Annotated in this window: 18 protein-coding genes and 2 tRNA genes; 11 read left to right on the top strand and 9 right to left on the bottom strand. The window is 62.0% G+C overall.

Translation table 11 applies throughout. The features are described from left to right. Positions 1 to 35 precede the first annotated feature (35 nt). The gene (locus tag CN673_RS12220) at positions 36 to 2,213 is read left to right on the top strand and encodes a DUF1217 domain-containing protein (protein WP_198585987.1); all 2,178 of its coding nucleotides are present in this window, start codon (positions 36 to 38) and stop codon (positions 2,211 to 2,213) included. Between the two features lie 3 nt (positions 2,214 to 2,216). Here CN673_RS12220 and fghA read toward each other — a convergent pair whose 3' ends face one another. The 5 genes from fghA to CN673_RS12195 all read right to left on the bottom strand — a co-directional run bounded on the left by fghA (position 2,217) and on the right by CN673_RS12195 (position 6,306). Beyond that, complete coding sequence (gene fghA, locus CN673_RS12215; protein WP_099866567.1) at positions 2,217 to 3,047, bottom strand: S-formylglutathione hydrolase; 831 nt, start codon at positions 3,045 to 3,047, stop codon at positions 2,217 to 2,219. 34 nt (positions 3,048 to 3,081) lie between these two features. Then, on the bottom strand, positions 3,082 to 3,564 hold the full coding sequence (locus CN673_RS12210; protein WP_370853037.1) for a YaiI/YqxD family protein: 483 nt from the start codon (positions 3,562 to 3,564) through the stop codon (positions 3,082 to 3,084). Beyond that, a complete protein-coding gene (locus CN673_RS12205; protein WP_099866566.1) occupies positions 3,561 to 4,589 on the bottom strand; it encodes a methionine synthase in 1,029 nt (342 codons plus the stop codon). Before CN673_RS12205 ends, CN673_RS12210 begins: the two co-directional genes overlap by 4 nt. 89 nt (positions 4,590 to 4,678) lie before the next feature. Further along, positions 4,679 to 5,806 carry an S-(hydroxymethyl)glutathione dehydrogenase/class III alcohol dehydrogenase gene (locus tag CN673_RS12200; protein WP_099866565.1) on the bottom strand — a complete coding sequence of 376 codons (1,128 nt, stop codon included), beginning with the start codon at positions 5,804 to 5,806 and terminating at the stop codon, positions 4,679 to 4,681. A 110-nt stretch (positions 5,807 to 5,916) separates the two neighbouring features. Then, on the bottom strand, positions 5,917 to 6,306 hold the full coding sequence (locus CN673_RS12195) for a helix-turn-helix domain-containing protein (protein ID WP_099866564.1): 390 nt from the start codon (positions 6,304 to 6,306) through the stop codon (positions 5,917 to 5,919). An 80-nt stretch (positions 6,307 to 6,386) separates the two neighbouring features. Here CN673_RS12195 and CN673_RS12190 point away from each other — a divergent pair, with 80 nt between their 5' ends. Together CN673_RS12190 and CN673_RS12185 are read left to right on the top strand one after the other, a co-directional pair. Further along, positions 6,387 to 7,313, top strand: coding sequence for a DMT family transporter (locus CN673_RS12190; protein ID WP_245409887.1), 927 nt, complete (start codon positions 6,387 to 6,389; stop codon positions 7,311 to 7,313). 85 nt (positions 7,314 to 7,398) lie between these two features. After that, the gene (locus tag CN673_RS12185) at positions 7,399 to 9,408 is read left to right on the top strand and encodes an acetyl-CoA carboxylase biotin carboxylase subunit (RefSeq protein WP_099866563.1); all 2,010 of its coding nucleotides are present in this window, start codon (positions 7,399 to 7,401) and stop codon (positions 9,406 to 9,408) included. Between the two features lie 18 nt (positions 9,409 to 9,426). On the opposite strand, the gene lipB is transcribed toward CN673_RS12185, so the two are convergent. After that, positions 9,427 to 10,185, bottom strand: coding sequence for a lipoyl(octanoyl) transferase LipB (gene lipB, locus CN673_RS12180; protein WP_099866562.1), 759 nt, complete (start codon positions 10,183 to 10,185; stop codon positions 9,427 to 9,429). A gap of 161 nt (positions 10,186 to 10,346) precedes the next feature. On the opposite strand from lipB, the gene CN673_RS12175 reads away from it, so the two are divergent. Next, positions 10,347 to 10,431, top strand: a tRNA-Leu gene (locus tag CN673_RS12175). A 39-nt stretch (positions 10,432 to 10,470) separates the two neighbouring features. Here CN673_RS12175 and CN673_RS12170 read toward each other — a convergent pair. Next, the gene (locus CN673_RS12170; protein ID WP_157928889.1) at positions 10,471 to 10,692 is read right to left on the bottom strand and encodes a flagellar FlbD family protein; all 222 of its coding nucleotides are present in this window, start codon (positions 10,690 to 10,692) and stop codon (positions 10,471 to 10,473) included. 213 nt (positions 10,693 to 10,905) lie between these two features. On the opposite strand from CN673_RS12170, the gene CN673_RS12165 reads away from it, so the two are divergent. The 4 genes from CN673_RS12165 to CN673_RS12150 all read left to right on the top strand — a co-directional run bounded on the left by CN673_RS12165 (position 10,906) and on the right by CN673_RS12150 (position 13,878). Continuing rightward, a complete protein-coding gene (locus CN673_RS12165) occupies positions 10,906 to 11,652 on the top strand; it encodes a class I SAM-dependent methyltransferase (RefSeq protein ID WP_099866560.1) in 747 nt (248 codons plus the stop codon). A 54-nt stretch (positions 11,653 to 11,706) separates the two neighbouring features. After that, a tRNA-Glu gene (locus CN673_RS12160) sits at positions 11,707 to 11,778 on the top strand. Between the two features lie 214 nt (positions 11,779 to 11,992). After that, on the top strand, positions 11,993 to 13,423 hold the full coding sequence (gene mgtE / locus CN673_RS12155) for a magnesium transporter (protein ID WP_099866559.1): 1,431 nt from the start codon (positions 11,993 to 11,995) through the stop codon (positions 13,421 to 13,423). 68 nt (positions 13,424 to 13,491) lie between these two features. Further along, the gene (locus CN673_RS12150; RefSeq protein ID WP_099866558.1) at positions 13,492 to 13,878 is read left to right on the top strand and encodes a MerR family transcriptional regulator; all 387 of its coding nucleotides are present in this window, start codon (positions 13,492 to 13,494) and stop codon (positions 13,876 to 13,878) included. 2 nt (positions 13,879 to 13,880) lie between these two features. Here the strand turns inward: CN673_RS12150 and CN673_RS12145 are convergent, their stop codons facing one another. Next, on the bottom strand, positions 13,881 to 14,876 hold the full coding sequence (locus CN673_RS12145; protein ID WP_245409886.1) for an acetyltransferase domain-containing protein: 996 nt from the start codon (positions 14,874 to 14,876) through the stop codon (positions 13,881 to 13,883). A 132-nt stretch (positions 14,877 to 15,008) separates the two neighbouring features. On the opposite strand from CN673_RS12145, the gene CN673_RS12140 reads away from it, so the two are divergent. Beyond that, positions 15,009 to 15,842 carry an aldo/keto reductase gene (locus tag CN673_RS12140; protein ID WP_099866557.1) on the top strand — a complete coding sequence of 278 codons (834 nt, stop codon included), beginning with the start codon at positions 15,009 to 15,011 and terminating at the stop codon, positions 15,840 to 15,842. On the opposite strand, the gene CN673_RS12135 is transcribed toward CN673_RS12140, so the two are convergent. Next, the gene (locus CN673_RS12135; RefSeq protein ID WP_099866872.1) at positions 15,806 to 16,528 is read right to left on the bottom strand and encodes a DUF599 domain-containing protein; all 723 of its coding nucleotides are present in this window, start codon (positions 16,526 to 16,528) and stop codon (positions 15,806 to 15,808) included. The two genes, CN673_RS12140 and CN673_RS12135, sit on opposite strands and share 37 nt — an antisense overlap. A 628-nt stretch (positions 16,529 to 17,156) precedes the next feature. On the opposite strand from CN673_RS12135, the gene CN673_RS12130 reads away from it, so the two are divergent. Both CN673_RS12130 and CN673_RS12125 read left to right on the top strand, forming a co-directional pair. After that, positions 17,157 to 18,557 carry an L-serine ammonia-lyase gene (locus CN673_RS12130; protein WP_099866556.1) on the top strand — a complete coding sequence of 467 codons (1,401 nt, stop codon included), beginning with the start codon at positions 17,157 to 17,159 and terminating at the stop codon, positions 18,555 to 18,557. A 64-nt stretch (positions 18,558 to 18,621) separates the two neighbouring features. Beyond that, positions 18,622 to 19,059, top strand: a complete 438-nt coding sequence (locus CN673_RS12125; RefSeq protein WP_099866555.1) for a DUF1489 family protein — start codon at positions 18,622 to 18,624, stop codon at positions 19,057 to 19,059. The last annotated feature ends 6 nt before the right edge of the window (positions 19,060 to 19,065 follow it).

Here is a 19,065-nt window from a genome sequence, read left to right as displayed (position 1 = left end):
CGATCATGCCGTTGCCGGAATCAGCGGAGCCCGCCATGCTGTCCACCTATCTCAACTTCAACCTGATCGACAGGGACATGGCACGCAGCCTGGACAGGGTCGCCAGCGATCCCATCGTCGCGCGTGAAGCCAAGTACTACCGCGAGACAATAGGCTCTGTCGCTTCCGTGGATGCGTTTCTCGACGACTACCGGCTCTACTCCTACGCCATGAAAGCCTATGGGCTGGAGGACATGACCTATGCCCGCGCCTTCATGCGCCAGGTGCTGGAAAGCGATCTGACTGACGCGGAAAGCTTTGCCAACAAGCTGGAAGACGAACGCTACCGCACCTTCGCCGCCGCCTTTGCCTTCGGTGGCAATAGCCAAACGAGCGTTTCGATCGACATCCAGTCGAACCGGCAGACCGAGGATACCGTCGGGCTTTATGACAAGGGTGTCCAGGACGAGGCGGCAGGCTACGTCCGCGAGTTCAACTACTACAAGGATCGCATCGGCGATATCGAGAGTGTCGATGCTCTTCTGGCCGATCGGCGGCTGACCGAGTTCGCGCTGGAGGCGGCGGGACTCGACGTGCGCTACTACTCGCTCTCGCACCTGAGAGACATACTGACCAGCGACGTGGAAGACCCCGACAGCTACGTCAACCGCGAGGAGAATGCCCGCTATCTCTATTTTGCAGGCTGGTTCAACTTCGCCGCTGACGGTTCGGTGCCGGAAGGCGAGGCAGCGCAGGACGAGGCACAAATCCGCAACATCACCGAGACCTACATCTTCGACGTGCCGGATCGGATCATCCCGCTCGCCGCGGAGATCAAGACGGAGTACTTCAAGTCGGCTATCGCCGATGTCGAGACGATCGACGACTTCGTGGGCGATTTCAAGCTGGTCAATTATCTCTGGACGGCCTACGGCCAGCCGGCATCCTTCACCATGACGGCGGATGTGAAAGCAGCTCTGACCAGCGATCTCGACGATCCGGCGAGCTTTGCCAACACCCATCCCAATGGCGTCTTTCGGGCGATGGCGAGCCTGTTCAACTTCGGAACGGACGGAACTGCGCCCGACGGGGCACAGACGAACGAACAGAGCGATGCGCTGGTGGCACGGTTCATGGAGACCTATGACGATGCCGGCGAGCGCCGGGATGCCAACAGGGCCGCATATTTCCGCTCCGCCAGCGAAAGTGTCGTCAGCATCGATGGCCTGATGCGCGATACCCAGCTTTTCGACTACACGATGCGCGCCTATGGCTTCGACCCGCAGACGGTGTCGAAAGAGGCCGTCCGCCGTGCACTGACGAGCGATGTCGATGATCCTTTGAGCTTTGCCAACAGGCAGAGCGATGGGCGATATCGGGCACTGGCCGCTGCCTTCAACTTCGACGCCAATGGTCTTGCGACCACAGCCCGCAGGGCCCAGTCCCAGGCCGAAGCGGATGCGCTTGCCCAATCCTTCGCCGAGCGGGGGGACCTTCTCGGGCTTTCCGACAAAGAGGTCGAAGCGGAGATCATCTATTATCGCGAGCAGACCGGTCTGATCGACGATGTCGAGGGTTTCCTTGGCGATCAGCGCCTCGTCGGGTTCGTCCTGGATGCGCGCGGCATCGCCCGCGACGAGATGACTGAGGACATGTTGCGCCAGGTGCTGACGAGCGACGTCAATGACGCGGAGAGCTTCGTCAACACGCTGCCGGACCGACAGTTCCGCCTGTTGGCCGCGAGCTTCAATTTCCAGCCCGACGGGACGGTTTCGCGCGAACTGCTGTCAGTGGGCCAGGCGAGGGCGGACATCGTGACGACGGAGGAAAACTATCTCCGGCAATCACTGGAAGAGGAAGCCGGGGCGGAGAACGAAGGCGTGCGCCTGGCACTTTACTTCAAGCGCATGGCAGGCGAGATCACCAACGCCTTCGACATCCTTGCCGACCCCGCGCTGCAGGAGGTGGTGCGGATTGCGCTCGGTCTGCCGCAGGAAATCGCCCAGGCCGATATCGATGCGCAGGCCGCGATGATCGAGGAGCGGGTCGATTTCGCGGATTTCACCGATCCCGAGGAACTGGACAAGTTCCTGACCCGCTTCAGCGCGCTCTACGACATCGAGTATGACACGACACCCTCACTCGCCTCCACGCTGCTGTCCACCGATCCCGGCGCGACCCTCAACGCCGACATGCTAATGAGCCTGTCGCAGGTGCGTCTCAGGCTTTATTGACGGTCAGAGGCGCTCGGCATGCCAGCGCAAATGATCGCTCATGAAGCTGGAGATGAAGAAATAGGAATGGTCGTAGCCCTCCTGCATGCGCAGGGTGAGGGACATCCCGGCCTTCTTGCAGGCGTCCTCGAGGAGCCATGGCCGCAGACCCTCGTTAAGGAAACCGTCAGCGGTGCCCTGGTCCACCAGCAGTTCGGGAAAACGGGCGCCATCCTCGATCAGGGCACAAGCGTCATGCTTGCGCCAGTCGGCAGCATCGGTGCCGAGATACTTCCGGAATGCGCCGCTTGACCAATCCGCCGTCGACGGCTCGACAATCGGGGCAAAGGCCGAGCATGCCTTGAACCGTTCCGGATGACGCAGCGCGATCGTCAGAGCGCCATGGCCACCCATGGAATGGCCGAGGATCGACTGGCGGGCCATGTCTGCCGGAAATTCTTCGGCGATAAGCTTCGGCAGTTCGTCCACGACGTAGGAATACATTCGATAGTTGCGGTCGTACGGCGCTTGCGTCGCGTCGACGTAAAAGCCGGCGCCCTTGCCGAATTGCCAGTTGTCCGGTTCGTCGGGCACATCCTCGCCGCGCGGACTCGTATCGGGACAGACGACGATCAATCCGAGCTCGCTGGCGATCTGCCGGTACTCGCCCTTGTCCATGACGTTCTGATGGGTACACGTCAGGCCGGAAAGATACCAGACGACAGGGCACGGCCCATCCTTGGCCTGGGGCGGCACGAAGACGGCGAAGGTCATCTCGCAATTGCAGACATCTGATTGGTGCGAATAGACACCCTGGATGCCGCCGTGGGATTTCGCTTCGGACACTGTCTTCATACTGTTCTCCAATCCTTGATCGAGGGCAGCGATATCAGGTGTCCAGCGTCTTCGAAACGGAACTTATCGCCCGTCTCGCCACGGTCTCGAGCGCCTGCAGGAACGCCGAGCGGTCGCGCTGCGAGAACGGCGCGTTGTAGCCCTTGATTTCGCCTGCTTCGCGCAGGTGCTGTGACAGATCGCGCATCGCGCTAGCCATGCCGATGGTGGCCTCGTCGAAGATGCGACCGGAATGGGAGAGCGTGTGGAGACGCTTTTCCACGCAACTCGCGGCAAGCGGCACGTCGGCGGTGACGACGATGTCGTTTTCCTGCGCATTCTCGACGATCCAATCGTCGGCGGCGTCGAAGCCGGCGGACACCACCACATGCTTTACCATCGGGTCGCGTGACGGCCGCAGACCGGAATTGGCGACGATCACCGTCTTGAGGCCGTGCCGATCCGCGACCTTGAGTATTTCCGGCTTCACCGGACAGGCATCGGCGTCGACGAAGATGGTGGGCCCGACGATCGTCACGAACGTCCCAGTTCGGTCCGGATCAGGTCTGCACCGGCGCCCAGGGCGCGCAACTTGGCGCTGGCCACATCACGCGTCAACGGTGCCAGGCCGCAATTGGTGCAAGGGTATATCCGCTCCGGGTCGGCGAATTCCGTCGCGGCTTTCAAGACATTGGCCACGTCCTGCGCGGTTTCGACGGTTGTGGAGGCCACATCGATCGCGCCGATGAGCAGATCCTTTTTCGACAGGAGGCCGATCAGCGAGATCGGAACCCGCGAGTTGGCGCATTCGAGCGAGACCTGGTCGATCCGGCTTTCGTTCAGCGCCGGAAAGATCGCCTCGTATTGGCGCCATTCCGAACCGAGCGTCTCCTTCCACTTGATATTGGCTTCGATGCCGTAGCCGTAGCAGATATGGACGGCCGTGGTGCATTTGAGGCCCTCGGCGGCGCGTTCGAGCGCGGCGATGCCCCATTCGCCGACCTCATCCATGAAGACGTTGAAGGCGGGCTCGTCGAACTGGATCGTGTCACAGCCGGCGGCTTCAAGCTCCTTTGCTTCATCGTTCAGAAGTTCGGCAAAGGCCATCGCCATGTCGGCACGCTTGCCGTAATGGGCATCGGCAATCGTGTCGCAGATCGTCATCGGGCCGGGGAGGGTGAATTTGAGACCCTTCCTAGTATGCGCGCGGCAAAACGCGGCTTCGTCCCTGTGAACCGGGCGCTTGCGCGAAAGCTTGCCCGTTACAGTCGGCACCTCGACCGTGTAGCGGTTGTTACGGATCCCCATCGGGGTTTTCAGGTCCCAGTCGATGCCGTCCACATGCTCCAGAAAGCCATGGACGAAATGGGTGCGGAACTGCTCGCCGTCCGAGACGATCTCGATGCCGGCGTCTTCCTGCTCCTTGATCCAGATCAGCGCCGCATCGCGCTTGGCCCGGTCGAGCGCCTCGCCCTCAAGGCGCCATTTCGGCCAGAGCTTCTCGGTTTCGGCCAGCCAGCCAGGTTTCGGCAGGCTGCCGGCGACGGTGGGACGAAAGAGCATCGGGTCCTCCTGCGGCTCGGTTGGCCGCAGATTGCCGCTTTCCGGGCGGGGGTCAACCCGGCCCGGAAGGATAGGTCAGGACTTTTCGATCAATAGACGACGACCGAACGGATCGATTCACCGCTGTGCATCATGTCGAAGCCCTTGTTGATGTCTTCGAGCTTGAGGATGTGGGTGATCATGGGATCGATGTCGATCTTGCCGTCCATGTACCAGTCAACGATCTTCGGAACGTCCGTGCGTCCGCGTGCCCCGCCGAAGGCCGTGCCCTTCCACACGCGGCCGGTCACGAGCTGGAAGGGGCGGGTGGCGATCTCCTGACCTGCGCCAGCAACGCCGATGACGACCGATTCGCCCCATCCACGATGGGCCGCTTCCAGCGCCTGGCGCATGACCTTGACGTTCCCCGTGCAGTCGAAGGTGTAGTCCGCCCCGCCGATCTGGTCCGCGCCTCGCTTGGTCATGCCGACGAGGTGCTGGACGATGTCGCCGTCGACCTCCTTCGGATTGACGAAGTGGGTCATGCCGAACTTCTCGCCCCATTGCTTCTTGTCGTTGTTGATGTCGACGCCGATGATCATGTCGGCGCCGGCAAGCTTCAGGCCCTGGATGACGTTGAGGCCGATGCCGCCGAGGCCGAAGACGATCGCGGTCGCGCCGATCTCGACCTTGGCTGTGTTGATTACCGCGCCGACGCCGGTCGTCACGCCGCAGCCGATGTAGCAGATCTTGTCGAAGGGGGCGTCGGGATTGACCTTGGCCACCGCGATCTCCGGCAGGACGGTGAAATTGGCGAAGGTCGAGCAGCCCATGTAATGATGGATCTTGTCCTTGCCGATGGAGAACCTTGACGTGCCGTCCGGCATCACGCCCTGGCCCTGGGTGGAGCGGATGGCGGTGCAAAGGTTCGTCTTGCGTGACAGGCAGGAGGGGCAAGAGCGGCATTCGGGCGTATAGAGCGGGATGACGTGATCACCCTTCTTCACGCTGGTGACGCCCTTGCCGACATCGACCACCACGCCGGCTCCCTCGTGACCGAGGATGGCTGGAAACAAACCTTCCGGGTCGGCGCCGGAGAGGGTGAAATCGTCGGTGTGGCAGATGCCGGTCGCCTTCACCTCGATAAGCACTTCGCCTTCCTTCGGTCCTTCGAGCTGAACCGTCATGACTTCCAGTGGCTTACCGGCCTCCACGGCAACTGCGGCGCGTACGTCCATAACGATCTCCTCTCGGGCCTCAATGCGTTTGGGGCGAACTTGTCAGAGCTTGGGCGGCGCCTCAAGCACGGTTTTGAGGCGGAATGCCGGACTTTGGAACTATAGGCGCGTCACTCGCTGAACTGACGACCGAGTATGGTGATCTCTTTCTCGAGCGAGTCGATCAGGTCCGCGGTGCGCGCGTGCTGCTCCTTGAGCTTGCGCAGCCGCATGTTGACCACCTTGAGCGCCGACTCCACCGAATGCGCGTTGGGCGCGTCGCCGACGCCGCTGAGCAGCCAGGTGGGCGAAACGCCGAGCACGCCGGCAAGCATGATGAGGCGGTTGGCTCTCGGCTCCGATCGGTCACCCTCCCATGCGGCGATCGTCTCGGTCTTCACGCCAAGACGGCGGGCGAGCTGCGCAACGGTGATGTCGAGCGCGTCGCGTGCACGCCATATGCGCCCGCCGAGGGTGTCGCTGTCGGGTGTGTCCTGGATGATATTGCCGGCCTGTTCCATACGGGTCCCCTTCCGAACGTAGCGGTGGCGTCGCTTTCACGATTGTTGCCCCGAACGAAATGGCTTAACGCGGATTGATGATGCAATCCGCAACAGCGCAGACGATCGCAGGGCGCGACCACGTCCAGGGAATGGTGATCATGTCGATTGGCATGCTCATCTTGCCGGTCATGGACGCCATAGGCAAGTATCTGGCGACGGAAGAGGCCATGTCGCCGGGGCAGGTGACGTTCTATCGCTTTCTCTTTCAACTCATCTTCACCGCCATCGCCATCGCCATCGTTTCGGGACGGACAGGGTTCCAGTCGCAACGCTTCTGGCTGAACATCCTACGCGGACTGGTCATGGGTGTCGCCAGCCTTTGCTTCTTTGCGGCAGTGAAATACATGCCGATCGCCGATGCGCTTGCCATCTTCTTCGTCGAACCATTCATCCTGACGGCGCTGTCGGCGATCTTTCTGGGTGAGAAGGTGGGGTGGCGGCGCTGGACGGCAATCGCCGTCGGCTTCGTGGGTGCCGTGATCGTCATCGAGCCAAGCCTTGCCCGGTTCGGCGCTGTCGCGCTCCTGCCGCTGATGACGGCGATGCTGTTTGCGACCTATCTCCTGATGAACCGCATGCTCGGTGTCCACGACGGCCCGCTGGTGATGCAATATCTGGCAGGCATCGGCGGAACGGCGATCGCGTTCGTGTTCATCGCGGTCGGCGGGTTTGCCGGGATCGACAACCTGCAGCCCTCATTGCCGGCCAGCGGCCTCAGCGTCGCTCTGGTTCTGCTGCTTGGCGCTCTCGCTGCATTCGGACACGGCTTCGTCGTCCTCGCGTTTCAGAAAGCACCGGCGTCGGTGCTGGCGCCGTTCCAGTATCTGGAAATCGTGTCGGCCGTGCTCATGGGGTATTTCATCTTCGGCGACGTGCCCAGTCTTTCCAAATGGGTGGGCATCGCCATCATCGTCGGATCGGGTCTCTTCATCTTCTGGCGGGAGCAGCAGGTCCTGGAGAGCTGACGCTTTCGCGTGGCGCGGAACTGCTCTAGAACCGGGCGGAGAGAAGCCTCCGGCGTCAAATGGGGGCAACGGGGGATGCGCCTTCATGTTCAAGAAAATCCTGATCGCAAACCGCGGTGAAATCGCCTGCCGGGTCATCAAGACGGCCCGGCGCATGGGAATTGCCACGGTCGCCGTCTACTCCGACGCGGACCGCGATGCGCTTCATGTGGAAATGGCCGACGAGGCTGTCCATATCGGGCCGGCCGCCGCGTCGGAAAGCTATCTCGTCGGCGACAAGATCATCGACGCGTGCAAGCAGACTGGCGCGCAAGCCGTGCACCCAGGCTACGGCTTCCTGTCGGAGCGTGCGTCCTTCTGCGAGGCGCTCGAAGCGGAAGGTATCGTCTTCATCGGCCCGAAGCCGAAGGCGATACGGGCGATGGGCGACAAGATCGAATCGAAGAAGTTCGCCAATGACGCGGACGTCTCGACCGTTCCCGGCTTCATCGGCGTGATCGAGGACGGCGACCATGCCGAGGCCATATCCGACGAAATCGGCTATCCGGTCATGATCAAGGCGTCCGCCGGCGGCGGCGGAAAGGGCATGCGGATCGCCCATTCGCGGTCCGAGGTTCGCGAGGGGTTCGACCGGGCACGATCGGAGGCGAGAAACTCGTTCGGTGACGAGCGCGTGTTCATCGAGAAATTTATCGTCGAGCCGCGCCATATCGAGATCCAGGTGCTTGCCGACGCGCATGGCAATTGCATCCATCTCGGCGAGCGGGAATGCTCGATCCAACGGCGCAACCAGAAGGTCATCGAGGAAGCCCCGTCACCGTTTCTCGACGAGAAGACGCGTCAGGCGATGGGAGCGCAGGCGGTGGCGCTCGCACAGGCGGTCGACTACCAGAGCGCTGGGACGGTGGAGTTCATCGTCGACAGTGAAAAGAACTTCTATTTCCTGGAGATGAACACGCGTCTTCAGGTGGAACATCCGGTGACGGAACTGGTGACCGGGATCGATCTCGTGGAGCAGATGATCCGTGTCGCGGCGGGCGAGCGCCTCGCCTTGAAACAGGACGACGTGAGAATGACGGGATGGGCGGTGGAAAGCCGGCTCTACGCAGAGGATCCCTACCGCAATTTCCTGCCGTCGATCGGGCGGCTGACCCGCTACCGGCCGGTGCCCGAGGGGCGGCAGGGCGAGGTCATCGTGCGAAACGACACCGGCGTTTTCGAAGGCGCCGAGATCTCGATGTTCTACGATCCGATGATCGCCAAACTGTGCACCTTCGCACCGACCCGCGCAGGGGCGATCGAGGCGATGGGCGAAGCGCTGGACGGATTCGTCGTCGACGGGATCGAGCACAACATTCCCTTTCTCGCATCGCTGATGCGGCACCCGCGCTGGCGAGACGGACGACTGACGACGGGCTTCATTGCCGAGGAATATCCCGACGGATTTGCGTCGCAACGGCCCGGACCAGAGGAACAGGCTGTGCTTGCCGCGGTGGCGCTGACGGCGGAACTCCTGCGCAAGGACCGTCTGGACCGTTTCAGCGACCGGCTGGCACCGCACGAGGGCGCGCTGAGGCGCGATTGGATCGTGCGGCTCGACGATGACTATGTTGAGGTCTCGGTCGACGACGGCATGGCATCGATACCTTTCGAGGCGGACATGTCGATCGACGGCAAGAGGCTGACCGTCACGACCGATTTCAGGCCTGGAGACGCGGTCTGGCGCGGACGGATCGGAAACCTGGCCGTCACCGCGCAGACCCGTCCGGTGGTCAATGGACTGCGGGTCGATTGGCAGGGCTTCTCGACGGTGGCACGCGCATTGACCCCGCGCCTTGCCGAACTCGATCGGCTGATGCCGGTGAAGGTGCCGCCGGACACGTCGAAGATGCTCCTGTGTCCGATGCCGGGGCTCGTCGTATCGATCGCGGTCGCCGAGGGCCAGGCCGTCAAGGCAGGTGAAACGCTCGCGGTTGTCGAGGCGATGAAGATGGAGAATGTCCTGCGTGCCGAGCGCGACGCTACTGTCGCATCGATCAAGGCGGAGCCGGGCGAAAGCCTTTCGGTCGATGCCGTGATCATGGAATTCGAATAACCGGCCGGGGAGGGCCTATCAGGTGTCTTCGGTCTGACCGAAAACGTCCTGAAACGCTCTCTTCAACGCCAGGTCCGCATCGGCCATGCCAACCGGCAGGCCGAGATCGACGAGGCTCGTCACGCCGTGGTCGCTGACCCCGCAGGGCACGATCCCGGAAAAGTGTTCCAGATCAGGCTCCACGTTGAGCGCGATGCCGTGAAAGCTCACCCATTTGCGGATGCGGATGCCGATCGCGGCGATCTTGTCTTCGGCAGGCTGGCCGGGGACCGTGGCAGGACGATCCGGGCGCACGACCCAGACCCCCACACGATCCTCACGCCGTTCGCCGCGCACATTCATCGCGGCGAGCGTCTCGATGACCCAGGCTTCCAGGGCAGCGACGAAGGCACGCACGTCCTGGCGCCGGCGCTTCAGGTCGAGCATCACATAGGCAACGCGTTGACCGGGCCCATGATAGGTGTATTCGCCGCCGCGCCCGGTCTTGAAGACGGGAAATCGTCCAGCGGCGATCAGATCGTCCGCACGCGCGGAGGTGCCGGCAGTGTAAAGCGGCGGATGCTCGACCAGCCATACGGTCTCCGGCGCGCTGCCCGCAGCGATCAGCGCCGCGCGATCCTCCATGAAGGCAACCGCTTTCTCGTAGTCCGTCAGGCCGGGCGCCACACGCCATTCCACCGGCGCGGATCCGGCCACCGGGTGAAAACGCGCAACGAGCGAATCGCGGGCAGGGCCAGCGCGCTTGTGGGCATTTGCATCGAGCGTCAGATCGTTCATGAGGGGCTATCTATGCCCTCGCCATCGCCAGCACAATGGCGTCATTCCCGCCATTGCACGCCCATTGTCTTGAGGCCGCAATTTATGACGGCCACGGCCTTGTGCACCCCGAACCTATTTGCTAGATGACCGGCGCTGGCCGAGGCCGGCTTCTACCACGTGCGGTCGTGGCGGAATTGGTAGACGCGCAGCGTTGAGGTCGCTGTGGGGCAACCCGTGGAAGTTCGAGTCTTCTCGACCGCACCAATTTTCCCGATCATCAGGATGAAGCGGGCCTTTCAGAGGTCAATGCGCCGTGCGTTCCGCGCTCCGAGGATGCGTCGTCGGTTCGCGAAGGTGCGCGGCATTGATGGCGTCGATGACTTCATCGGCTGTTTCCAGCACCAGCGTCAGATCGTTGTCGATCGTCTTGATGGTCGCCGGGCCGCCATGTCCGGCTATGCGCATGATGTGATTGATGTTGAGATGGATGTGGTTGCCGTCACTCAGTGTCAGTCTGATGAACATTGCCGTCTCCTCCCACTCTCTTTCAAGAAACGCGGGCATAATCCACGCTTTCCTCATCAATAATCATAAAGCAAACGCGCGATCTTGAAAAGAACGATCGCAGAATTGTTGCTGGCGCCGTACAAGTGTGAACTCCTGCCGATGCGCTTATGCTTGCGGTCTTTGAGATGGCGGTGATATCGATCTGACATCGTGACCACCTGGACGGAATTCATGCTCAAAAGGATAGGCCGGCGCTTGATGCGCATGACCGGGGCGCGCGGCGCGCCGCCAGCTGTGCCGTCGATGCCGGAGCCACCCGCCGATGGGGTTCGGCTCAATCTGGGCTGCGGGTTCGATCTGCGGCCGGGCTGGGTCAATGTGGACCTGCACGACTTTCACAAGCCCGACCTTGTCTGCGACATCACGTGGCTCCGCTCGGTCGAGAGCGAAAGCGTGGACTATGTGCTTGCTCAGGACGTCCTGGAGCATATCCATCGCGTGCGCTGCCATACGGCGCTGATGGAGTGGAACCGTGTCTTGAAATTGGGTGGAGAGATCGCGGTGCGCGTGCCGGACGTGACGGCGCTGGCGGACATGCTGAGGCGACCCGATTACGCAACGGCACAGGGGCAGCGTCATCTTCTGCAGAACATGTTCGGCACGCAGAGCTATGACGGCGACTTTCATTTCAATGGGTTCACGACCCTTTCAATCCGCCACGACTTCGAAAGCTGCGGATTCGAGATCCTTCATCTCGGGCACAAGGACGAATGGCTTTTCGAGGTGCTCGGCCGCAAGGTCGACCACCGGGAACCGGATGAAATCTTAAGGATCGGCTCGGATGAGGCCTTCATCGAGGAAGCGTATCAGCGCTATCTCGGCCGCCCGTCCGACCCCGAGGGGCGAAACTATTTCCTCGGCGCGGTGGGCAAGGGCGTGCCGCGCGAAGCCGTGATCGAGACGCTCAAGGCCGCTTGAGAGGCATGAGACCTTGCGGCACGATACGCCGCAGCCCATTTATCGGGGGTCCGCGCGCCCTTCGTCTATCGGTCAGGACGCCAGATTCTCATTCTGGAAAGAGGGGTTCGATTCCCCTAGGGCGTGCTAGGCGATATGGCACGTGCCGGACAACGGTTCCTGCTTGACGGTTGCGTCTTCGGCAAACGTTCCTCTATGAATGTCGAGCGGTTTCGGATCGGGCCGCCCTGCACACATCCATGCAAAATGAGTCTCACCTGCCTTCGGGCCGGAACGGCTTTTGCGCCTTGGCATTGTCCGATCGAGAATGGCAGGCGAGGCAACAGGAAGGGACGTGCGAATGAGCGAACTGGGCGAGGACAAGCGGGCGGACGCGCAGGCGGCGGAAACCGCCGATGCGGGCATCGACGACGTGTACGCCGACGACGGCGCGCTGCGCTCGGATTTCCTCGAACGCGTGCTCGATGCGATAGAAATCGGCGATCGCGAAGCGCTTGAAGCCGAAGTCGGCGCACTGCACGAATCGGAACTGGGCGACCTTCTGGAGTCGATCCAGGCCGATGACCGCCAACGTCTCGTTTCACTCCTCGGCTCCGGGTTCGACTTCTCCGCTCTGACGGAGGTCGACGAGGCGGTGCGGCTCGAGATCATCGAGACGCTGCCTAACGAACAGATTGCCGAGGCGCTCAGCCAGCTCGATTCCGACGATGCCGTCTACATCCTGGAGGACCTCGACCAGGAGGACCAGGACGATATCCTGGCGAAGTTGCCGTTCACCGAACGCATCCGGCTGCGCCGCTCGCTCGACTATCCGGAGTCAACGGCCGGCCGGCGCATGCAGACGGAATTCGTGGCTGTGCCGCCGTTCTGGACGGTCGGCCAGACCATCGACTACATGCGTGAGGAAGCCGGGCTGCCGGACAGCTTCTCTCAGATTTTCGTGGTCGACCCGACCTTCAAGCTTCTCGGTGTCGTCGATCTCGACCGGATCCTGCGCACGAAACGCGCGGTGAAGGTCGAGGACATCATGCGCGACACCAACTATCCCGTTCCGGCGGAGATGGACCAGGAAGAGGCCGCGCAGCTGTTCGAGCAGTACGATCTTCTTTCGGCGGCGGTGGTCGATGGCAACAACAGGCTCGTCGGTGTCCTGACGATCGATGACGTCGTCGACGTCATCCAGGAGGAAGCGGAAGAAGACATCATGCGCATGGGCGGTGTCGGCGACGAGGAGCTGTCCGACAGCGTGCGCGCGACGGTCCGCTCGCGCTTCCTGTGGCTTCTCATCAATCTTGGGACGGCGGTGCTCGCGTCGCTCGTCATCGGCATGTTCGATGCCACCATCCAGCAGATGGTGGCGCTGGCGATCCTGATGCCGATCGTCGCCTCGATGGGCGGCAATGCCGGGACGCAGACTATGACCGTCACCGTTCGCGCGCTGGCGACGCGTGACCTCGATATCTACAATGCGGGCCGCATCATCCGGCGCGAGGCGACAGTCGGTCTGATCAACGGGTTTCTTTTCGCCGTCGTCATCGGCGTCGTGGCGCTGTTCTGGTTCGGCAATGCCGACCTTGGCATCGTCATCGCGCTCGCAATGATCATCAACATGATTGCGGCCGCACTCTCGGGCATACTGCTGCCGCTTCTGCTCGATCGTGTCGGAGCCGATCCGGCGATATCCTCGGCCGTGTTCGTCACGACGGTGACGGACGTCGTCGGATTCTTCGCATTTCTCGGACTGGCAGGGTGGTGGTTCGGTCTCGTTTGAGCCGCCAAAATTGACTTTTACGTAAAAGTAGTTACGCTTTCCCCTCAAATCTTGGGGATCTGTGCGGCGTGAACAAATACTATACGATTACCGAGCTGACGCGCGAATTCGGCGTCTCTACCCGGACGCTGCGCTTCTACGAGGACGAGGGACTGATTCAACCGGAGCGGCGCGGACGGACCCGGCTGTTTCGCCAGGCTGACCGGCGGCTGATCCAGGAAGTGCTGCGCGGTCGGCGGATCGGCTTCACGATCGCCGAGATTCGCGAGATCATCCAGGTCTACAAGGACCCGCCCGGCGAAGAGGGGCAGTTGAAGCTCCTGATGAAGCGTGTCGACGAGAAGCGCGCCGATCTGCGTCAGAAGCGCAAGGATATCGAGGACACGCTCAGTGAACTCGACAATGTCGAAGAGGCATGCCTGACGCGGCTTGCGGAGATTGGCGTCAGCACCTGAAATCAAGGACGCGGTGATTGCCCTCCTAGAATGTCGGCGGTGCATTGCGATGCGATCGCACCGGTTCGTTCGTCGGTAGCGGGATCAAGCCTGCCGCCGATCAAGTCGTCGAAAAGCTCCTGCGCGTTGAGCGCCTGGTATGTGCAGTCGCAAAAACGCGTGCAGAAGGCTTCGGATTGCCCCGACGCGCAGCTTTGGGTGCAGTTTGCCATGTAGGCGGTGGCCGGGTCGGCGCCGGGTGCCGGATAGACCAAGGCGAAGAGATAGACGCAGGCGATCAGCACTGGCTGGTGGACGAGATAGACCAGGAGGCTGTGCCGGCCCGCGAAGGCGAGGAGACGGCTTGGCCCGGATGGTTCGCCGTTCATCGCCAGAAAGCCGAGCCGGTCGCGATCCTTGAGGATGCGGGCGAGCGCAATACCGAAAAGCGTCGGGCTGAAGAACGGAAACAGCGGCACATAGTCATTCGACGGCGGATTGGCCGAGGACAGACCGACCCACCAGAAGATCGGCGCATCGAAAAAAGCAGAGCGCAGGAACTGCGGCGCGACGACGACGAAGACACCCGCAGCGATCGTAAGAAGAGGCGGCAGCCGGAGAAAGGCAAGGCCTATCAAGCTGGCGGCCGCTATGGCGTGAAGGATGCCGAAAAAGATGAACCGCGAGGGAGTTGCGAACCAGGTTGCGATCGTGATCGCGAGCGCTGCCGCGACGATCATCGCGAACCGCTTCCAAAAGGGGCGCCAGCGTATGGTGGGGTAATGGCCGAGGACGAGGCTGAAGCCGGCAAGGAAAAGAAAACTGGATGCGATCGAACGCGCAAAAAGCTTCCAGAGGCCCTGTCCGGTGGTGCCCGGTTCGCTATAGCCGAAGAACTCCAGATCCCATGCGAAATGGTAGATCGCCATGGCCACGAGCGCGACGCCACGCGCCACATCCAGCCAGATCAGGCGACGGGATCGAGACGCTTCGGATGCGGCAGGGGAAATATCTGTCACGCGTTTGGCCTTCCTGTCCTCTTGTCGTCACTCGGCAAATGCATACCTGAAGCGAACATCCCGAACCTCTCAATGCGTGCTTTGTGTAGCACACCGCTGCGCTGGCGATAGACGAAGGAAAAAGGACAGGCAATGCAGGCAGTTTCGGCACATGGAGCGGAAATCCCGGTTCTCGGTCTTGGAACATGGACCCTCAAGGGCGACGACTGCGTCGCCATGGTGGACGCGGCGATCAAGGCCGGCTATCGGCACATCGACACGGCGATCATGTACGACAACGAAGGCGCGGTGGGCGAAGGAATTCGTTCGAGCGGGGCAGGGCGCGATTCGCTCTTCCTGACCAGCAAGGTCTGGTACACCGACATCGGACCGGGAGACCTTCAAAGAGCGGCGGAAGCCAGTCTGCGCCGGCTCGACGTCGACACGCTCGATCTGTTGCTGATCCACTGGCCGAACCCGGATATCCCGCTTGCGCAATCCATCAAGGCGCTGAACGAAGTGCGCAAAAGCGGCATGACCCGTCATATCGGGGTCTCGAACTTCACCACGTCTCTGCTCGACGAGGCCTGGGCCGCCACCGACGCGCCGCTGGTGTGCAACCAGGTCGAATATCATCCGCTGCTCGACCAGTCGAAGGTGCACGCGGCCTGCCGGTCCCACGGCATGGCCATGACGTCCTATTGCCCGCTGGGGCGGGGTGGCGACGTGTTCGAGGCCGAACCGGTCCGGGCTGCGGCGGCCGCTCATGGAAAAACGCCCGCGCAGATCGTCCTGAGATGGCACATCCAGCAAGATGGCGTTGCCGCCATTCCACGCACGTCCAAGCCGGAGCGGTTGGCCGAGAACGCGGCGATCTTCGACTTCGCGCTGGGCGCAGAAGAGATGGACGCGATCAGCGCGCTCAAGTCGCGCAATCAGCGAATCTGCGATTATGATTTCTCACCGGAATGGGATCGCGCCGACTGAGGGGACGTGTCGACGAGGATCTGGCGCGCCGCCGAGAAGAATTGGCGGCGCAAGAGCACGGCCAGCACCAGAGCCGTGGTCATGGCGAAGACCACCGGCCCCACGAACCACCCGAGATAGCCGATCGAGAGGAACACGGCGCGCAGACCGGCATTGAAATGCCGGCCGCCGAGCACGTTCATCATGATCGCCCGCTCGACCAGCCTTTCGGCCTCGGCGGGTCGTTCGGCCAGTTCGGCGGGCATCGGGATCGTTCCGAACAGGATCGAAGAATAGTTGAACAGACGGTAGGACCAGCCGAACTTGAAGAAGGCATAGCCAAAGATCGCGATCAGGCCGCACACCTTCAATTCGAAGCCCGTGCGCCCGCCAGCAACGACCAGAGGCAGGTCACGGTAGATCCGCAGCGCTTCCTCCGTTGCGCCGAGCAATGCGAAGCAGCCGCCGATCGCGATGATGGAGGTGGATGCGAAGAACGCCGTGCCATTTTGCAGGCCGGCGATGATCGACGTGTCGATCATGCGAAGGTCGCGTCGAATGCTGTTTCTTATCCACAGGCCACGATGGCGGTTCATCAACCGCGTCAGGCTTTCGCGCTGCCAATTCCGGTTGCCGTCGCTGGCCCAGGCAAACCCAAGCCAAGACAGGATAAAGAAGCAAAGTGCGGCGAGATCGGCGGTCTGCATGCGCGGGCGGGTCCTGATGATCGTCGCCGCATTGAGACCGACAGACATGGTCGATGCAACCAAAACCCGCCTACAACGTTCTCGCTTCCCGATGACAAATGAGGCAACTGCGGTCAAAATGAGGCACTGCGACTCAGGCGTTTACCTCTCGTTAACCAAGCAAGTGCTTGTGTTTCATGGAGCGATGCAGATTCGCATGGCCTGATATGCACGTCGTGCCGCGGCATTGCCGCTTTTTGCAGTTGCGAAGCCGGAAGAGGTTTTGTATGAGCACCGCCCGGGACGACAGAAGAAAAACATCCGTTCCCTACACAATCGGGGCATCAAGTGGAGTTATGATGGAAGAGACCGCTCAGAAATCCTGCTGGGCCTTTACGGCTCGGGCAGTGATTGGTTTCGCCGGCGTTCTGGTACTCGCCTATCTCTTTGGTGGTATCTAAGGCGCCGTCCAGAAATACGGACGTCTTGAAATTCAAGAAAAAAGCGCGGAGCGATCCGCGCTTTTTTCGTTTATGGCCGCGTCGCCTGGAACGCGTTTGTGATTTGCGCCGCCTGGTGTCGATGACGGGGTATACGCCACCCGTGCCGGAACGATAGGCTCTGCGGATGCCAACGCGCCGGAGCCGCCATGTTTCTTTCGGTTTTCGATGTCTTCAAGATCGGGGTCGGGCCTTCCAGTTCGCACACGATGGGGCCGATGTCGGCCGCAGTCCGCTTTCTCGACGAGATTGCCAATGGTGACTGGCCGCGACCGTCCAACGCGGCGGTCGAGCGCATTTTCGTGAGCCTCCACGGTTCGCTCGCCTATACCGGTGTCGGGCACGGAACGGGCCGCGCCGTCGTGCTCGGTTTGTGCGGAGAGCGTCCCGATACGGTCGACCCGGACCTGATGGATGCCATGATCGGGGAGGTCGAGCGGAAGAAATCCGTCCAACCGGAAGGTCATCCGGCCTATCGCTTCGATCCGGCAAACGATCTCGTCTTCGACCGAAAGACGCCGCTGCCGGGGCATGCGAACGGCATGGCGTTCGTTGCGTATGACAGGGATGACCGCCAGTTGCTCCGCCGCGTCTACTATTCGGTCGGCGGCGGCTTCGTGGTCGGCGAGGAAGAGTTGGCGGCGCTGAAGGCGAAAGCGCAAAAGGAGGACGGGCCGGCAGTGCCCTATCCCTTCCGCAACGCAGCGGAAATGATGGAGATGGCGTCTTCGGCCGGATTGTCGATCGCGGAGATGAAGCGGGCGAATGAACTGACGCGGATGAGTGAGGACAAGCTTGACGCCGGCCTCGACGCGATCTGGGCTGCGATGGACGGATGCATAGAGCGGGGCCTTGCCCAGGATGGCATCATGCCGGGCGGATTGAAGGTCCGGCGGCGGGCGCGCGCGATCCACGACAGGCTGGAAGAGGACTGGCGCAGCAACCGGGTGAACCCGCTGGTCGCCAATGATTGGCTGAGCGTCTTCGCCATGGCGGTGAACGAGGAGAATGCCGCCGGTGGCCGCATCGTCACCGCCCCGACCAACGGCGCGGCCGGTGTCATCCCTGCGACCATCCGCTATTACCTCAAATTTCATGACGGAGCCGACGCTGGCGGCATCCGCGAATACCTGCTGACCGCGGCGGCCGTCGGCGGCATCATCAAGAACAATGCCTCGATCTCAGGGGCGGAGGTGGGCTGCCAGGGAGAGGTCGGTTCGGCGGCCGCGATGGCGGCCGCCGGTCTCGCCGCGCTGATGGGCGGTTCGCCCGAACAGGTCGAGAATGCCGCTGAAATCGCGCTCGAACATCACCTTGGCATGACCTGCGACCCGGTCGGGGGGCTCGTCCAGGTTCCGTGCATCGAGCGCAACGCGCTCGGCGCGGTCAAGGCCGTGACCGCTGCGTCACTGGCCTTGAAGGGCGACGGGAAACATTTCGTCTCGCTCGATGCCTGCGTCGAGACGATGCGGCAGACCGGGCTCGACATGAACGAACGCTACAAGGAAACCAGCACCGGCGGTCTTGCCGTGAATGTGGTGGAATGTTGAGCGGACACGAAGATTTGGCGCGCCGCGCCATTGATCGACCGCATCAGATCCCTATCAAGGGTACATGACGCTTCATCTTCTCAAGCTTTGCGTCGGCGTGGAAACGATCGACGATCTGCAGGAGCATATCCATCGCCGGCTTTCGACCGCCGCGTCAGCCGGCGTGCCGGCCGAACAGGTGCATACGACCCGAATGGTTCCCAAGCGGGTGCCGGAACTCCTCGATGGTGGTTCGCTGTACTGGGTGATCAAAGGCAACATCCAGGTGCGACAGAAGCTTCTCGAGATTCGTCCCTTCACCGATGGCGAGGGCATTTCGCGATGTCACCTCGTTCTCGAGCCGGCGTTGCATCCGACGCTCTGGCAGCAGCGGCGGCCATTCCAGGGTTGGCGATACCTGAATGTCGACGATGCTCCGCGTGATGTCACGGATGAGGACGGCGATATTCGCGACCTACCGCCGGAGATGCGGCGCGAGCTGGCCAGCCTCGGTCTTCTTTGAGTGCGG

This window comes from Neopararhizobium haloflavum (assembly GCF_002750855.1).
Lineage (GTDB): Bacteria > Pseudomonadota > Alphaproteobacteria > Rhizobiales > Rhizobiaceae > Georhizobium > Georhizobium haloflavum.
The sequence above is the reverse complement of the archived record's forward strand: the minus strand, read 5'-3'. Positions and strand labels throughout refer to the sequence as shown.

Excerpts from the sequence above, each read along its gene's own strand:
- CN673_RS12220 (WP_198585987.1), top strand. The coding sequence starts at position 36 with ATGCTGTCCACCTATCTCAACTTCAACCTGATCGACAGGGACATGGCA.
- fghA (WP_099866567.1), bottom strand. The coding sequence starts at position 3,047 with ATGAAGACAGTGTCCGAAGCGAAATCCCACGGCGGCATCCAGGGTGTC.
- CN673_RS12205 (WP_099866566.1), bottom strand. The coding sequence starts at position 4,589 with ATGCTCTTTCGTCCCACCGTCGCCGGCAGCCTGCCGAAACCTGGCTGG.
- CN673_RS12200 (WP_099866565.1), bottom strand. The coding sequence starts at position 5,806 with ATGGACGTACGCGCCGCAGTTGCCGTGGAGGCCGGTAAGCCACTGGAA.
- CN673_RS12195 (WP_099866564.1), bottom strand. The coding sequence starts at position 6,306 with ATGGAACAGGCCGGCAATATCATCCAGGACACACCCGACAGCGACACC.
- CN673_RS12190 (WP_245409887.1), top strand. The coding sequence starts at position 6,387 with ATGCAATCCGCAACAGCGCAGACGATCGCAGGGCGCGACCACGTCCAG.
- CN673_RS12185 (WP_099866563.1), top strand. The coding sequence starts at position 7,399 with ATGTTCAAGAAAATCCTGATCGCAAACCGCGGTGAAATCGCCTGCCGG.
- lipB (WP_099866562.1), bottom strand. The coding sequence starts at position 10,185 with ATGAACGATCTGACGCTCGATGCAAATGCCCACAAGCGCGCTGGCCCT.
- CN673_RS12170 (WP_157928889.1), bottom strand. The coding sequence starts at position 10,692 with ATGTTCATCAGACTGACACTGAGTGACGGCAACCACATCCATCTCAAC.
- CN673_RS12165 (WP_099866560.1), top strand. The coding sequence starts at position 10,906 with ATGCTCAAAAGGATAGGCCGGCGCTTGATGCGCATGACCGGGGCGCGC.
- mgtE (WP_099866559.1), top strand. The coding sequence starts at position 11,993 with ATGAGCGAACTGGGCGAGGACAAGCGGGCGGACGCGCAGGCGGCGGAA.
- CN673_RS12140 (WP_099866557.1), top strand. The coding sequence starts at position 15,009 with ATGCAGGCAGTTTCGGCACATGGAGCGGAAATCCCGGTTCTCGGTCTT.
- CN673_RS12135 (WP_099866872.1), bottom strand. The coding sequence starts at position 16,528 with ATGCAGACCGCCGATCTCGCCGCACTTTGCTTCTTTATCCTGTCTTGG.
- CN673_RS12130 (WP_099866556.1), top strand. The coding sequence starts at position 17,157 with ATGTTTCTTTCGGTTTTCGATGTCTTCAAGATCGGGGTCGGGCCTTCC.
- CN673_RS12125 (WP_099866555.1), top strand. The coding sequence starts at position 18,622 with ATGACGCTTCATCTTCTCAAGCTTTGCGTCGGCGTGGAAACGATCGAC.